Here is a 15,402-nt window from a genome sequence, read left to right on the forward strand (position 1 = left end):
GCAGTGCTGAACATCCTTCTCATGCGTGCATTCCTTGCTTCCTCGATCGGCGTCGCGACGGCTGCCGCACTGGCCCTGCCGCTCGCGCTCCCCACTACGGCCCTCGCCACCCCGGCGGCGGTCACGGCGCCGGCCGCCCCGGTGACCCCAGCCGGATCCACCCAGTCGCTGCCGCTGGTCCCCGTGGGACCCGCGGCGGACCGCACCACCGGCGTCCCCGGCATGAGCACCTCGCCCAGGCTCCCCGAGACGCGGGGCCTGGCCGCGCGCGACGTCAAGACCTTCTCGCTGGTCGGCGTCGTCTGGGACGACGCGAGCACCCGGCTCGACGGCCGCGTCCAGGTCCGCACCCGCTCCGTGGCCACCTCGGCCTGGTCCGACTGGCAGGACGTCGAAACCCACAACGGCGAACACGCCGCCGACCTCGACACGGCCGAACGCGGCTCCGGCCACGTCCGCGGCAGCACCGCCCCCCTGTGGGTCGGCGCGTCCGACGGGGTCGAGGTCCGTGTCCAGGCGGAAGCGGGCGCCCGCCCGGTGACCGGCCGCCTCCCGGCGGGCATGCGGATCGAGCTCGTCGACCCGGGAAACCCGGACCGGTCCACCGCGGACGGCAAGAACGGCAAGGAGGGCAGGACCGGCCGGACGGGCGGGACGGGCCGGACCCGGGAGGTCACTGACCGGGCTGACCGCGCCGACCGGACTGACCGGGCTGACCGCGCCGACCGGGCAGAACTCGGCCAGGTCGCCGCAACCTCCCCGGTGGACGACGACAAGGGGGAACTGGTCCTCCTCCCCGGCATGTCGATGGAGATGGCGGAGTCCTCCTCCGCCAACCTCCCGATGGCCTCCCTCGGAGCCACGGAGATCACCGCCCTCAACAAGGCCGACTCCACCGCCGACGCGGTCCTCGCCGACGGCTCGCTGGAGGCCGCCGCCCGCCCGTACATCGGCCCGCGCCCGCGGATCGTCACCCGGCTGGGATGGGGCGCGGACGAGAACCTGCGGGAGAAGGGCTTCGTCTACACGAACACCGTCAAGGCCGCCTTCGTCCACCACACCGCCTCGGGCAACAACTACGCCTGCAAGGACGCCCCGGCGGTGCTGCGCAGCCTGTACCGCTACCACGTGGTCAGCAGCGGCTGGCGGGACATCGGCTACAACTTCGCCGTCGACAAGTGCGGCACCGTCTACGAGGGCCGGGCGGGCGGAGTCGCCAAGCCGGTGCTCGGTGCGCACACCATGGGCTTCAACACGGACAGCATGGGCGTCGCGGTGATCGGCACGTTCACCGGCACGGCCCCGCCCAAGGCGGCGGTCGACGCGGTGGCCCGCCTCACGGCCTGGAAGCTCGGCCTCTTCGGAGCCGACCCCCGGGCGAAGACGACCCTCCGCTCGGGCGGCGGCAACCTCTACGCCAAGGGCACCAACGTCCGCATGAACGTCATCTCGGGCCACCGCGACGGCTTCGCGACGGAATGCCCCGGCCGCCTCCTCTACGGCCAGCTCCCCCCCACCCGCACCACCTCAGCCAAACTCCAGGGCCGCCCCTGAGCCCCCCTGACGCGCCCTCGCACCGCTCGACCCTGGCGGGCCTCCCGGACCCCGTCCGCCGGGGCCCCGGCCGGACGCCCTCGCACCGCTCGACCCTGGCGGGCCTCCCGGACCCCGTCCGCCGGGGCCCCGGCCGGGGGTCGCAGCCACCACCGTCCCGGCGCGGCCCCGGCCGTCCCGGCGCGGGCCCGGTGCTTGGGTGCGGGCCCGGCCGTTCTGGCGTGGGTCCGGTGCTCGAGTGCGGGCCCGGCCGTTCTGGCGCGGGTCCGGTGCTCGGGTGCGGCCCCGGCAGTCCCGGCGCGGGCCCGGCGCGCGGGTGCGGCCCCGGGTCCTCCAGCCCCGCCGGCGTTTGAGGCGCGGGTCCGGGCAGAGCCCGGGGAACGGTGGAAGGGCGGGTAGGGGACGGCCCCGCAGGGCTACGCTCGGATTCATGGCCGGCCGCTTCGACCCCCTCACCCGCACCGCGATCCGCGGCGGCCGCACCGACATACCCCCGGGCCCCGCCCCGGACCCGGGCACGGGCCCAGGCCCGGACTCGGGCACGGGCCCAGGCCCGGACTCGGGTCCGGCTCCGGGTTCCGGCACGGGCTCGGGGCCGGCCCCGGATCCGCGCCCGGACCTGCACCCCGGCCCGGAGTCCGGCAACGGCCCCGGCCCCGGCTCCGGTGGCGGCCCCCGCCAGGGCTCCGGCGGTGGCCAAGGGAGTGGGCGGAGTCGGGTGTGGAGGCCGGTCGGGCCGGTGGATCTCGGGCTCACGGTCGGGCCGCTTCGGCGCGGGCCCGCCGATCCCACCTTCCGTACCGCTCCGGGAGCGGTCTGGCGTGCCAGCCGGACCCCGGCCGGTCCCGCCACCCTCCGCGTCGCGCAACAGGCCGGGGAGGTGACCGCCGAGGCCTGGGGCCCCGGCGCCGAGTGGATGCTCGACCGGCTGCCCGAACTGCTCGGCTCCGCCGACGACCCCGCCGCCTTCGTCCCCCGCCACCGGCTCGTGCACGCCAGCCACCGCCGCCGCCCGGGCCTGCGCCTGACCCGTACCGGCCTGGTCCTGGAGACCCTGATCCCCACGATCCTGGAGCAGAAGGTCACCACCGACGAGGCCTACCGCGCCTGGCGCCGCCTCGTACGGCAGTACGGCGAGCCCGCACCCGGCCCGTGCCCGCCGGAGCTGTACGTCATGCCCGACCCCCGCACCTGGACGCTGGTCCCCTCCTGGGACTGGCACAAGGCCGGCGTCGACGCCAAGCGCTCCGCCACCGTCATCCGCGCCGCCCGCGCGGCCGCCCGCCTCGAGGAGGCCGCCGCCATGGAGCTCCCGGCGGCCACCGCCCGGCTGGAGGCCGTCCCCGGCATCGGCCCGTGGACCTCCGCCGAGACCCTCCAGCGCAGCAACGGCGCCCCCGACGCCGTCACCACGGGCGACCTGCACCTGCCGGGCATCGTGGGCTATGCCCTGGCCGGGGACCGGAACGCCGACGACGCCGCCATGCTGGAGCTCCTCGCCCCGTACGCCGGCCAGCGCCACCGAGCGGCCCGCCTCGTCCTGCTGTCCGGAGCCGTCCCGCCCCGCCGCACCCCCCGGATGCCCCGGGGCGACATCGGCAGGCTCTGAGGTCCGTACCGCCAAGGGCCGTACCCCGTCCAGGGCCCGGCCACCAAGGACCCAGCGGACCTAGGACCCAGCGGACCTAGGACCCAGCGAATCAAGGACCCAGCGAATCAAGGACTCAGCGGACCAAGGCTCAGCGGACCTCGATGAACTCCTCCGCCGTCCGCCCAGCCCGCTCCGCCGCAGCGGCCGCCGGGTGGCCCACGGCCACCGCCCCCATCGGGTCCCAGTCCTGCGGAAGCCCGAGCACCTTGCGCACCACGTCCCGGCAGAACATCGTCGAGGACACCCACGCCGAGCCCAGCCGTTCCCCGGCCAGCGCGACCAGGAAGTTCTGCACGCCCGCGCCCATCGCGACGACGAACATCTCCCGCTCCGCCGCGTCCCGCCGCGCGTGCCCGTAGTCGTGCGCGCCGTCGGTGACCATGCACGGCACCACCAGGTACGGGGCGGCGCGCAGGACGTCGCCCCGCCGGACCCGCTTCGCGATGGACTCCTCGGACTTGCCGTCGCGGCGCAGGTCCGCGATCCACGCGTCCCGCATCGCGTCGAGCAGTTCCAGCCGGGCCACCGCGGACTCCAGCAGCACGAACCGCCACGGCGTCGTGTGGTGCGGAGCCGGGGCGGTCACGGCCGCGGCCACGGCCCGGCGGACCGCGCCCGGGTCGACCGGCTCGGAGGTGAAGGCCCGTACGGTACGCCGCTGCGTCACGGCCTCCCGTACTGCCTCCGAGGTGCCCAGCCGGAACATGTCGTCGGCCGGCGAGCGGACCAGGTCCGCCGCCGTGGAGCCCTCGCCCAGTACGTGCGCCAGCCCGCGCACCACCGCCACCGGCAGCCCGGTGGCCTTGCCCTTGACCAGGTCACCGGCGGCGGCCAGCTCGTCGGCGGTCGCGACCACCGTCGCGCTCAGCGGGTTGCCGTGGGCGTCGGTGCCGCCGCGCAGGTCGTCCAGGACCCGGACGCCCGAGGAGCCGATCGCCACGTCGGTGAGCCCGGTGCGCCACGGCCGCCCGAAGGTGTCCGTGACGATCACGCCCACGTCCACGCGGAGCAGCTCCCGCAGCCCGGCCCGGATCGCGGCGGCCGACGCGTCGGGATCCTCGGGCAGCAGCAGGACGGTGCCGGCGGCGGTGTTCGAGGCGTCGACGCCGGCGGCCGCCATGACGAGCCCCTGCCGGTTCTCCACGATCCGCAGCGGACCCCGGCGCGCGACGACCCGTACGGTCTCGGCGTCGATCGCCTCCTCGCGCGAATCGGCGCGGACGATCCGGCCCTCCGCCTTCGAGACGATCTTCGAGGTGACGAGCAGGACGTCCCCGTCCCGCAGCGGCGTGCCGGCGGCGGCGATCAGCGCGGCCAGGTCGTCGCCGGGGCGCACCTCGGGAATCCCGGGCACGGCCTGCACCAGATAGGCGGGCGGCTGGTCCCCGCCGGTCACCGGGAGGCCTCCGCCAGTGCGAGCGCGGCCCGCGCCATCTCCGCCGTGGCCGCCGGGTCGGTCATCATCAGCGGCACCGCCCGGCAGGTGATGCCGGCGGCCTCCACCTCGGCGACGGCGTCCGCGTCGGCGGTGTCGACGAGCCAGCCGTCGAGCAGCTCGGTGCCGTAGTGCAGGGCGACGGCCGCGGCGGTCGCCTCGACGCCGACGGCGGCCAGCACCTTGTCGGCCATCCCGCGCACGGGCGCGCCCCCGACGATGGGGGAGAGTCCCACGACGGGCGCCCCGGCGGCGGCCACGGCCTCACGGATGCCGGGTACGGCCAGGATGGTGCCGACCGAGACCACGGGGTTCGACGGCGGGAAGATGATCACGTCGGCGGCGGCGATGGCCTCCAGCACGCCGGGCGCGGGCTTGGCCCGTTCGGCCCCGACGGGTACGACGGCCTCCGCGTCCACTTCGGCGCGCAGCCGGACCCAGTACTCCTGGAAGTGGATGACCCGGCGCTCGCCGGTGCCGGCTTCGGTGATCGCGACGTGGGTCTCGACCCGGTCGTCGGACATGGGGAGCAGCCGGACGCCGGGTTGCCAGCGGTCGCAGAGGGCCTCGGTGACGGCGCTGAGCGGGTAGCCCGCGCCGAGCATCTGCGTACGGACGATGTGGGTGGCGAAGTCGCGGTCGCCGAGGCCGAACCAGGTGGGTCCGACCCCGTACGCCGCGAGTTCCTCCTTGACGGTGAAGGACTCGTCGGTGCGGCCCCAGCCCTGGTCCTCGTTGATGCCACCGCCGAGGGTGTACATCACCGTGTCCAGATCGGGGCACACCTTGAGCCCGAACAGGTGAATGTCGTCACCGGTGTTGCCGATGACCGTGATGTCCGCGTCGGGAACCGCGATCTGCAGACCGCGGAGGAAACGGGCGCCGCCGATGCCGCCGGCCAGAACAACAATGCGCATGCGGCACAGTCTGTCAGCCGCGGGTTGTCCGCCGGGTGGCGGTGGTCGGGTGACGGGTGGGACTGCCGGGCGGCGCCGGGATCGGACCCGGGGCGGGACGGGGCGGGACGGGATCGGACCCGGGATGGGGCGGGATCGGACCCGGGCGGCGCCGGGATCAGACCGGGAGGGCCTCGGGCCGGGCCGGGGAGCAGCTGTGCATGGGCATCTCGGTCAGGCCGGGGAAGTACACGTGCAGGCTGACCGCTCCGTCGAGGCTGTCGTTCTGGACCTCGTGGGCGTAGCCGGGGGCGAAGACCCGCTGGGAGCCGGCGCCGAGGGTGAGCGCGCCGCGGGCGGTGCGCTCGGTGAGCTCCCCGTCCAGGACGGTCAGCACGCCGGAGGAGGGGCCGTGGTCGTGCAGGCCGCTGCCCTGGCCGGGGACCCAGCTGAGCAGCCAGACCTCGTAGCCGGGACCCGTGCGCAGCCGGTGGTACCAGCGGGTGGTGGCGTCGTACTGGACCAGGTGCTCCCACTCGGAGCGGTTCTGGGCGATGGAACGCGCGAGGCCCACGAACTCGGCGACGGTGGCCGGGTGCTCGCGGGCGGGCTGCAGGAGGTGCTGGACGGAGAGGATGTCGCCGGCGATCTGGAGGTCGCTCTCGACCATCCGGGTGGTGGAGGCGGTGGGGCCGGTGGGGGCCGCGGTGGGGGTGGCGTTCAGCGTGCTGGTGCGGTTCATCGGGGGGTTCCTCGACGGATGTCAGTCGTGCAGGCGGGTGCTGTGGGGGGCGAGCTGGAGCTCAGGGGAGCCGAAGCTCCCGAGGCATCAACAGCTGCAACAGCAACAGCGAACCTGCGCAGCGCACAGGAACCCACGAATGGGGGTCCAGGTGGTGGCTGCGGGCGCTGACATGGCAACAAGGAGACCGTCTGAGAGGCCGGACTGTCAACCCAATGTCCGATTTGGTGGAAAAGTTTCACCTCATCCGGTTACCGTGCCCGGAGAAAGGTTTGTGCAGTCGCCACCAGGGGATGTGGCGCTGCGAGTCGCGCTGCAACCCACCGCGGCGGCTCTCAAACCCGTAACGCCGTGTGATGTCGGGCTGTGGCTGAAATGTGATCTGCGCCGCTTCTTCGGCCGGATCGGAACCACGTCGCAGAGTGATCCGTCGGTTACGGGTGAGGGAGTCCCGCATGTGACACGTGTGGCATGTGTCACGATTTTTGGCGATTTGAACACTTTCTGCATAGGCTTGGTTCCGCAGAGTGAATAAGGGGCCCAATAGCAGATCTCGGCTTGACTGCTCCGGAGCCCGCACTTGTAATTTCACTCGTGTCGTTACGTAGCGATGAGTAACGGCATCACCACGGGGACGCACAGACAGAGCGAGGGGCGCACATGACCGAGCTGGTTCAGGAACTGCTGGTCGAGGAGGCGGACGAAGAGCTCGGATGGCAGGAGCGAGCTCTCTGCGCCCAGACCGACCCCGAATCCTTCTTTCCCGAGAAGGGCGGCTCGACCCGCGAGGCCAAGAAGGTCTGCCTCGCCTGCGAAGTCCGCTCCGAATGCCTTGAGTACGCCCTCGCCAACGACGAGCGATTCGGCATCTGGGGCGGCCTGTCCGAGCGCGAGCGACGACGTCTGAAGAAGGCCGCCGTCTGAAACGCTCCCGGCGCGCACCGGCCGGCGCTCACAGGGCGATCCATGACATATCCGGCGGCATCCCGAGCGGCATATCCGGCGGCGTGCCCCACGGCATATCCGGCGGCGTGACCGCCCGTGCACACGCCAGTGCACACAGCAGCACACGCGGCAGTACGCGCAGTAGTACACACAGCGGTGCACACGGCAGTGCACACAACGGTACAAATCGCAGTACAACGAACACGATGACGAGCAGAGCAAACGGTCCGCCTCCCGCACCTTCCCCGCAGGAGGCGGACCGCTGTGTTCCCAGCCGTTAGTGTGGGTCGCCTGTCCAGCAGCCTCCGAGGGCACACCACCCCCGGACCCCCGGCCGGAGGGCCCGTACCGCGATGTCCCTGCACAGCCAGTCGAGCGCCTCCCACCAGGCTGCCGCCGCACCAGAGTTTCCCCGGCACGTCGTCACCGCGGTCATCGTCGCCCACGACGGCTCCCGCTGGCTGCCCCGGACCCTCGCCGGTCTCCTCGGCCAGGAACGCCCCGCCCAGAACCACGTCGCCGCCGACACCGGCAGCGCCGACGACTCCGCGCGACTGCTCGGCGAGGCCCTGGGGGAGGACCGCGTCCTGCACCTCGCCCGCCGCACCGGCTTCGGCGCCGCCGTGGACGAGGCCGCCCGCACCGCCGGCACCCTGACTCCCGAGGAACTCCCGTACCTCAAGCGCCCCTCCGGCTGGGACCCCGTCAGCCGCACCTGGCGCGACGACGCGTACGACCTCCCCGAACTGCCCCACGGCGAACCCGTCCAGTGGCTCTGGCTGCTCCACGACGACTGCGCACCCGAGCCCGACGCCCTCGCCGAACTGCTGCGCGTCGCCGAGGGCAACCCCGACGCCGCCGTCATCGGCCCCAAACTGCGCGGCTGGTACGACAAGAAGCAGCTCCTCGAAGTCGGCGTCACCATCGCCCGCAGCGGCCGCCGCTGGACCGGCCTCGACCGCCGCGAACAGGACCAGGGCCAGCACGACCAGGTCCAGCCCGTCCTGTCCGTCTCCAGCGCCGGCATGCTGATCCGCCGCGACGTCTACGACGCCCTCGGCGGCTTCGACCGCCGCCTGCCCCTCATGCGCGACGACGTCGACCTGTGCTGGCGCGTCCAGAGCGCCGGCCACGCCGTCCTCATCGCCCCCGACGCCGTCCTGCGCCACGCCGAGGCCTCCGCCCGCGAACGCCGCACCGTCGACTGCGCCGGCCGCTCGGCCGCCAGCCCGCACCGCGTCGACAAGGCCGGCGCCGTCTACACGATGCTGGCCAACAGCTCCGGCAGCGCCCTCCCCTACGTCCTGCTCCGCGTCCTCGTCGGCACCGTCCTGCGCGCCCTCGCCTACCTCGTCGGCAAGGCCCCCGGACAGGCCGTCGACGAGGTCACCGGCCTCCTCGCCACCCTGCTGCGCCCCGGCCGCATCCTCGGAGCCCGCCGCAGACGGGGCCGCCCCGCCGTCCCCGCCAAGGAACTGCGCCCCCTCTTCCCGCCGCCCGGCGCCACCCTGCGCGCCAACGCCGAACAGCTCGCCGGCTACTTCGGGGCCGACGCCGAAGCCGAGGCCTCCAACGCCGGCCGGCACGGCGGAGCCGTCGAATCGGGGCCCGGCGGGGACGACGCCGACTACCTGGAGATCGAACAGTTCGCGCGCCTCAAGCGGATCGCCCGCAAGCCCGCGCCCGTCCTCTTCGCGCTCCTCCTGCTCGTCTCCGTCATCGCCTGCCGCTCCCTGCTCGGCGGCGGCTCCCTCATGGGCGGAGCCCTGCTCCCCGCCCCCGGCGGCGGACTCGACCTCTGGCGCGTCTACGCCGACGACTGGCAGCCCGTGGGCACCGGCTCCACCGCCGGCGCCCCGCCCTACCTCGCCGTCCTCGGTGCCCTGTCCACCCTGCTCTTCGGATCCACCAACGCCGCGCTGACCCTGCTGCTCGTCTGCTCGGTCCCGCTCGCCGGACTCACCGCCTACTTCGCCTCCCGGCCGCTGGTGGAATCCCGGCTGCTGCGCGCCTGGGCCTCCGTCGCCTACGCCTTCCTCCCCGCCGTCACCGGAGCCCTCGCCGGCGGCCGCCTGGGCACCGCCGTCCTCGCGATCCTGCTCCCGCTCATCGCCCGCTCCGCCGTCGCCGCCTTCGGCTTCGGCGGGGAAGAGGGCAGCTGGCGCTCCGCCTGGACCTACACCCTGCTGCTGACCCTGGCCGCCGCCTTCACCCCCGTCGTCTGGCCGCTCGCCGCCGTCCTCGGAGCCGCCGCGCTGGTCCTGCGCCGCGCGCAGTGGAAGACGTACGGCCCGCGCCTCCTCGCGACGCTCGGCGTCCCGCTCCTGGTCCTCGCGCCCTGGTCGCTGACCCTGTTCACCCACCCCGCCCGCTTCCTGCACGAGGCCGGACTGTCCTACGGAGCCGGCTCGGCCACCGCCCTGGACCTGCTCGGCATCAGCCCCGGCGGACCCCGCACCGCCGGCGGGCTGATCCTCATCGGCATCGTCCTGGCCGCCCTGGGCGCGCTGCTGCGCACCGACCGGCAGTTCGCCGTACGCACCGCCTGGGCCGCCGCGCTCGCCGCGCTGGTCCTCGCCGTCCTCGTCAACCGCACCACCTGGGCCGGCCCCGCCACCCTCGTCCACGGACTCGCCCTGCTGGCCGCCGCCGCCATCGGCGCCGACGGCGCCAAGGAGCGCGTGGCCGCCCGCAGCTTCGGCTGGCGCCAGCCCCTCGCCGCCCTGATCGCACTCGCCGCCGCCGCCGGCCCGCTGATCGGCGCGGCCGCCTGGATGCTCAGCGGCGCCGCCGGACCGCTGGAGCGGCGCGACCCCGTACAGGTCCCCGCCTTCGTCGCCGAGGAGAGCGGCACCCGCGACCAGGCCCGCACCCTCGTCCTCGGCGCCACCACCCCCGCCGCCGTCTCCTACAGCCTGGTCCGCGGCTCCGGCGGCCGCCTCGGCGACGCCGAACTCGGCGACCGGGCCGGCAGCGACACCCGCCTCGACAAGGTCGTCTCCAGCCTCGTCGCCGGCTCCGGCGCCGACCAGACCGACCAGCTCGGCGGCTTCGCCATCCGCTACATCCTGGTCCGCGACGGAGCTCCGCCGCAGATCGGCCGCGTCCTCGACGCCACCCCCGGCCTCAGCCGCCTCAGCAAGCTCGAAGGCAGCGCCCTGTGGCGCGTGGACCGGCAGGTCGCCCGCGCCGTGATCGTCCCCGGCAAGCCCGGCGAAGCGCCGATCCCCGTCGCCTCCGGACCCGTCGAGGCCCACACCAAGATCCCGGAGGGCGAGGCCGGCCGCGTCCTGCGCATCGCCGACAAGGCCGACCCCGGCTGGCAGGCCACCCTCGACGGCAAGCCGCTCAAGGCGAAGACCCTCGACGGCTGGGCGCAGGGCTTCGAGCTCCCCGCCGGCGGCGGCAAGCTCGACCTCGTCCACGAGGACGCCCTCGCCCGGACCGCCTGGCACTGGGCCCAGGGCCTGCTCGCCCTGGTGCTCCTCGTGATGGCCCTGCCGGGCCGCCGCGCCCGCCTCGACGACGACCTGCCCGAGGAGGACGCCCCCGCCGCCGAGGAGGCCGGCGAGGGCCGCCGCGCCCGCCGGCTGCGCGAGCAGTCCGAGACCGAGACCGAAGCCCCCGCCGAGGCGGCCGTCGCGGCCGACCCGTACGCGCAGATCCCGGCGCAGCCTGCGTACGGCGAGGACGAGGCGTACGCCTACCAGCCGGCCTACGGTGACCAGGGCGGCTACGCCTACGGACAGCAGCAGGCGCAGCCCCACCACCAGCCGCAGCAGCCGCAGTCGTACGAGCAGTACCCGTACGAGCAGGAACCGGAGCAGCCGCAGCAGTACGGCGGGCAGCAGTCCTTCGAGCAGTACCCGTACGAGCAGCCGTACCCGCCCTACCAGCAGCAGGAACAGCAAGGGCAGCAGCACGGCCGCCCCTACGAGCCGTACGACGGCTACGGACAGCACGACGGACAGCACGACGGACACGGACAGCAGGACGGGCAGCACGCCCCGCGTCCCGACGGGAGCCCCCAGTGAAGCAGCGCGTACCCCTCACGCTCGCCGCGGTGACGGCCGCCCTGGCCGCCGTCACGGGCCTGGCCGCGCTCACCGCGCCCGCCGCCGACGGGGCCCCCGCGGCCGCCGCGCAGGGCAAGGCGGCCGCGCGGATGCCGGTGGAGCGGTCCCTGCTGGTGTGCCCCGCGCCCAGCACGTCCGACATCGCCGAGACCGTGTACACGGCGATCACCCCGGGGTCGGCCGCCGCGGGAGCCAAGGGCACGGCCCGGCTGCTGGGCGCGACCAAGGACGCCAAGCAGGTACTGGAGCTCAAGGAGCCCGGCAAACCCGTCGGCGCCAAGGCCTCCGGAGCCGAGGCCCCCGCGCTCACCGGCATCGCCGACGGGTTCCTCGCCCCCGGCTGGAGCGCCCAGCAGACCACCGTGGTCTCGGTCGGCCGGACCCGCGGCCTGCTCGGCGTCGGCTGCACCGCGGCCGGCACCGACTTCTGGTTCCCCGGCGTGAGCACCGCCAAGGGCCGCGAGGACTACATCCACCTCACCAACCCCGACGACACCGCGGCCGTGGTGGACATCAAGCTGTTCGGCCCCGACGGAGCGGTCAAGACCGAACCGGGCACCAGCGAGAACATCCGCATCGACCCGAAGTCCAGCAAGGCCATCTCCCTGACCTCGCTCGCCCCCGGCGCGCAGCTCGCGGACGTCACCGCACACGTGACGACCCGCGCGGGCCGGGTCGGGGCCACCACCCAGGCGGGCGAGGAGGGCACCGGCTCCGACTGGCTGCCCGCCTCCGTGGACCCGGCCGGGACCCTGGTCCTGCCCGGCATCCCGGCGGACGCCACCTCCGTCCGGCTGGTGGCCTTCGCGCCCGGCGAGGACGACGCGGACCTCAGGCTCCGGCTGGCCGGGCCGACGGGCTCGATCAGCCCCGCGGACAACGAGCAGCTCCACGTCAAGGCCGGCATGACCGCGAGCGTCGACCTCAAGGACGTCACCCGCGGCGAGGCGGGCTCCCTGATCCTGTCCCCGGCCGACGGCAAGAAGGCCGTCCCGGTGGTCGCGGCGCTACGGGTGGTCCGCGGCAACGGCCCCAAGCAGGACATCGCCTTCATCCAGGCGGCCGCCCCGGTGGGCGCGCGGGCGACCGTGGCCGACAACCGGACCGACCAGAACGCGACGGTGCTGTCGCTGACGGCCGCGTCCGGGGCCGACGCGAAGGTCAGGGTGACGGCCTCGCCGGGCACGGAGGGCGGCGAACCGGCCTCCCAGGAGGTCACCCTCAAGGCGGGTACCACCCAGAACCTGACGCTGGTTCCGACGGGCGGCAAGGGCTCCTACGCCCTGACGGTCGAAACCCTCTCCGGCGGCCCGGTCCACGCGGCCCGCACCCTGACGATCCCGCGCGACGGAATCCCGATGTTCACGGTCCAGACCCTGACGGACGACCGCTCCACGGTCGCGGTCCCCAAGGCCACCCAGGACCTCACGGTCCTCACGGCCCGCTGACCCGACCCCGGGACCCCGGGAATCCTCAGCCGGTCGGCCCGGGCCCGGGCCCCCGGCTTGGGCTCGGCCCCGGCTTGGGCTCGGCCCCGGCTTGGGCTCGGCCCCGGCTTGGGCTCGGCCCCGGCTTGGGCCCGGACCGGGGCCCCGGCTTGGGTCCAGGCAGGCCCGGACCGGGGCCCGGACCGAGGCCCAAGCCCGGGCCTAAGCCTCCCCGTACCTCGGATCCACCGTCTCCGGCGACAGTCCCAGCAGCTCGGCGACCTGCTCCACCACGATCTCGTGCACGAGCATCGCCCGCTCGTCCCGCGACTTCGCCCGGATCTCCACCGGCCGCCGGAACACCACGATCCGCGCCGGCCGCCCGCCCCCGGCCTCCACCAGCGCCCCCAGCGGCACCGCCTCGTCGTTCCAGCCCGCGTCCGCGCCGCCCGGCGGGCCGGGGACGTCGCCGACCATGAACTCCACCTCCGCCAGCTGCGGCCAGCGCCGCTCCAGCCGCTCCACGGAGTCCCGTACGAGATCGCCGAAGAGCTCCCCCCGGCTCGCCGACAGCGGCACCTGCGGTGGGGCCACCGGCCCGCGCATCCCCCGCCCGTGCCGGTCGCGCCGCCGCACCCGCGGTTCGCCGATGGGGGAGCCGCCAGGAAGGGACGCCGAAGAGGGAGGGGGAGGGGGAGGCAGAGTGCTGTCCGTCACCCACGCAGGGTAGCCCGCACACCCCCACCGGGGCGGGGGCGATCGGACGACACGGGGGACCGGCCGGAGGGAGCGTCGTCGCGGCCCGGTCAAGAGTGCGGTACCGTCCAACGTCGTGAGCCTTGTACGTCGCTGTTCGCGCACCGCGTGCGGCCGCCCTGCCGTCGCGACACTGACGTACGTCTACGCCGATTCGACCGCAGTTCTCGGCCCGCTCGCCACCTACGCCGAACCCCACTGCTACGACCTGTGCGCCGAGCACTCGGAGCGCCTGACCGCCCCGCGCGGCTGGGACGTCGTACGCCTCACCGGCGCCTCCTCTCCCTCCCGTCCCACCGGCGACGACCTCGAAGCCCTCGCCAACGCCGTGCGCGAGGCGGCCCGTCCGCCCGAGCGCGCGGCCGGCGCCGGCGGCGGAGCGGGCAACGGTGGTCCGGCCACCGGCGAGACCCGTCGCGGACACCTGCGCGTCCTGCGTTCGCCAGAAACCTGACATTCGGCTCGTCCGAAAAGCCGTACTGCATCCACGGTAGGTTTGCTTCCCCGCACATCACCTTCAGGAGGGCAGGCAGTGGCCACCGATCTTTCGAACATCGTCAAGGCTTATGACGTACGAGGCGTCGTGCCGGACGAGTGGGACGAACCCCTGGCCGAACTGTTCGGTGCCGCCTTCGTCGAGGTGACCGGTGCGGCGGCGATCGTCATCGGCCACGACATGCGCCCCTCCTCCCCCGCGCTGTCCGCCGCCTTCGCCCGCGGCGCGGCCGCCCGCGGCGTCGACGTCACCCTCATCGGCCTGTGCTCCACCGACCAGCTGTACTACGCCTCCGGCAAGCTGGACCTGCCCGGCGCGATGTTCACTGCCTCGCACAACCCGGCCCAGTACAACGGCATCAAGCTCTGCCGCGCGGGCGCCGCCCCGGTCGGCCAGGACACCGGCCTGTCCACCATCCGCGAGCTCGCGGAGAAGTGGAGCGACGACGGCGCCCCCGCGATCCCCGCCGGCACCGTCCCGGGCACCGTCACCGAGCAGGACACCCTCACCGGCTACGCCGAGCACCTCAAGGGCCTGGTGGACCTCACCGCCATCCGCCCGCTGAAGGTCGTCGTCGACGCGGGCAACGGCATGGGCGGACACACCGTCCCCACCGTCTTCGCGGGCCTCCCGCTGGACGTGGTCCCCATGTACTTCGAACTGGACGGGACCTTCCCCAACCACGAGGCCAACCCCCTCGACCCGAAGAACATCGTCGACCTCCAGGCCCGCGTGAAGTCCGAGGGCGCCGACCTCGGCATCGCCTTCGACGGCGACGCCGACCGCTGCTTCATCGTCGACGAGCGCGGCGAAGGCGTCTCCCCGTCCGCCATCACCGCCCTGGTCGCGGCCCGCGAACTGGCCCGCAACGGCGGCACCGGCACCGTGATCCACAACCTGATCACCTCCTGGTCCGTACCCGAGGTCGTCCGCGAACACGGCGGCACCCCGGTCCGCACCCGCGTCGGCCACTCCTTCATCAAGGAGGAGATGGCCAAGTCCGGCGCCATCTTCGGCGGCGAGCACTCGGCGCACTACTACTTCAAGGACTTCTGGAACGCGGACACCGGCATGCTCGCCGCGCTCCACGTCCTCGCAGCCCTCGGCGGCCAGGACGGCACCCTCTCCGACCTGGTCTCCTCCTACGACCGCTACGCGGGCTCGGGCGAGATCAACTCGACCGTCGCCGACCAGGCGGCCCGCCTCACCGCAGTCAAGGAGACGTACGGCGGCCAGCCCGACATCACCCTGGACGAGCTCGACGGCCTCACCGTGACCAGCACCGACTGGTGGTTCAACGTGCGCGCCTCCAACACCGAGCCGCTGCTGCGCCTGAACGTCGAGGCCCGCGACGCCGCCACCCTCGCCAAGGTGCGCGACGAGGTCCTGGCCCTCATCCGCGCGTAAGGGCCCGATGCCCGGTG

11 protein-coding genes are annotated in these 15,402 nt (G+C 74.1%); 7 read left to right on the forward strand and 4 right to left on the reverse strand.

All coding sequences use genetic code 11. From position 1 onward, the window contains the following. Positions 1-21: 21 nt before the first annotated feature. Entirely contained in the window at positions 22-1,554 is a 1,533-nt protein-coding gene (locus OG904_RS18275; RefSeq protein ID WP_405492240.1) for a peptidoglycan recognition protein, read from the forward strand. A 718-nt stretch (positions 1,555-2,272) separates the two neighbouring features. Next, entirely contained in the window at positions 2,273-3,163 is an 891-nt protein-coding gene (locus tag OG904_RS18280; protein ID WP_405492242.1) for a DNA-3-methyladenine glycosylase family protein, read from the forward strand. A gap of 130 nt (positions 3,164-3,293) precedes the next feature. Here OG904_RS18280 and OG904_RS18285 read toward each other — a convergent pair whose 3' ends face one another. The 3 genes from OG904_RS18285 to OG904_RS18295 all read right to left on the reverse strand — a co-directional run bounded on the left by OG904_RS18285 (position 3,294) and on the right by OG904_RS18295 (position 6,206). Then, positions 3,294-4,601 (reverse strand): coenzyme F420-0:L-glutamate ligase, encoded by a 1,308-nt coding sequence (locus OG904_RS18285; protein WP_405492244.1) that lies wholly within the window; start codon positions 4,599-4,601, stop codon positions 3,294-3,296. Then, positions 4,598-5,557, reverse strand: a complete 960-nt coding sequence (gene cofD / locus OG904_RS18290) for a 2-phospho-L-lactate transferase (protein WP_405492246.1) — start codon at positions 5,555-5,557, stop codon at positions 4,598-4,600. Before cofD ends, OG904_RS18285 begins: the two co-directional genes overlap by 4 nt. A 157-nt stretch (positions 5,558-5,714) precedes the next feature. After that, positions 5,715-6,206: a cysteine dioxygenase gene (locus OG904_RS18295; protein WP_405498104.1), complete on the reverse strand. Its 492-nt coding sequence runs from the start codon at positions 6,204-6,206 to the stop codon at positions 5,715-5,717. A gap of 732 nt (positions 6,207-6,938) precedes the next feature. Between OG904_RS18295 and OG904_RS18300 the strand changes: the two genes are divergently transcribed. From OG904_RS18300 to OG904_RS18310, 3 genes are all read left to right on the forward strand, one after another. After that, positions 6,939-7,202, forward strand: a complete 264-nt coding sequence (locus OG904_RS18300; protein ID WP_112450237.1) for a WhiB family transcriptional regulator — start codon at positions 6,939-6,941, stop codon at positions 7,200-7,202. A 374-nt stretch (positions 7,203-7,576) separates the two neighbouring features. Then, the gene (locus OG904_RS18305; RefSeq protein WP_405492249.1) at positions 7,577-11,257 is read left to right on the forward strand and encodes a glycosyltransferase; all 3,681 of its coding nucleotides are present in this window, start codon (positions 7,577-7,579) and stop codon (positions 11,255-11,257) included. Then, a complete protein-coding gene (locus OG904_RS18310) occupies positions 11,254-12,747 on the forward strand; it encodes a DUF5719 family protein (RefSeq protein ID WP_405492251.1) in 1,494 nt (497 codons plus the stop codon). Before OG904_RS18305 ends, OG904_RS18310 begins: the two co-directional genes overlap by 4 nt. A 201-nt stretch (positions 12,748-12,948) precedes the next feature. On the opposite strand, the gene OG904_RS18315 is transcribed toward OG904_RS18310, so the two are convergent. After that, the gene (locus tag OG904_RS18315; RefSeq protein WP_328303791.1) at positions 12,949-13,332 is read right to left on the reverse strand and encodes a metallopeptidase family protein; all 384 of its coding nucleotides are present in this window, start codon (positions 13,330-13,332) and stop codon (positions 12,949-12,951) included. Positions 13,333-13,558: 226 nt separating this feature from the next. Between OG904_RS18315 and OG904_RS18320 the strand changes: the two genes are divergently transcribed. Together OG904_RS18320 and OG904_RS18325 are read left to right on the forward strand one after the other, a co-directional pair. Beyond that, positions 13,559-13,936, forward strand: a complete 378-nt coding sequence (locus tag OG904_RS18320) for a DUF3499 domain-containing protein (RefSeq protein WP_405492253.1) — start codon at positions 13,559-13,561, stop codon at positions 13,934-13,936. 78 nt (positions 13,937-14,014) lie between these two features. Beyond that, positions 14,015-15,385 carry a phosphomannomutase/phosphoglucomutase gene (locus OG904_RS18325; protein WP_405492255.1) on the forward strand — a complete coding sequence of 457 codons (1,371 nt, stop codon included), beginning with the start codon at positions 14,015-14,017 and terminating at the stop codon, positions 15,383-15,385. Positions 15,386-15,402 lie beyond the last annotated feature (17 nt).

The organism is Streptomyces sp. NBC_00096, from assembly GCF_045041305.1.
Classification (GTDB): domain Bacteria; phylum Actinomycetota; class Actinomycetes; order Streptomycetales; family Streptomycetaceae; genus Streptomyces.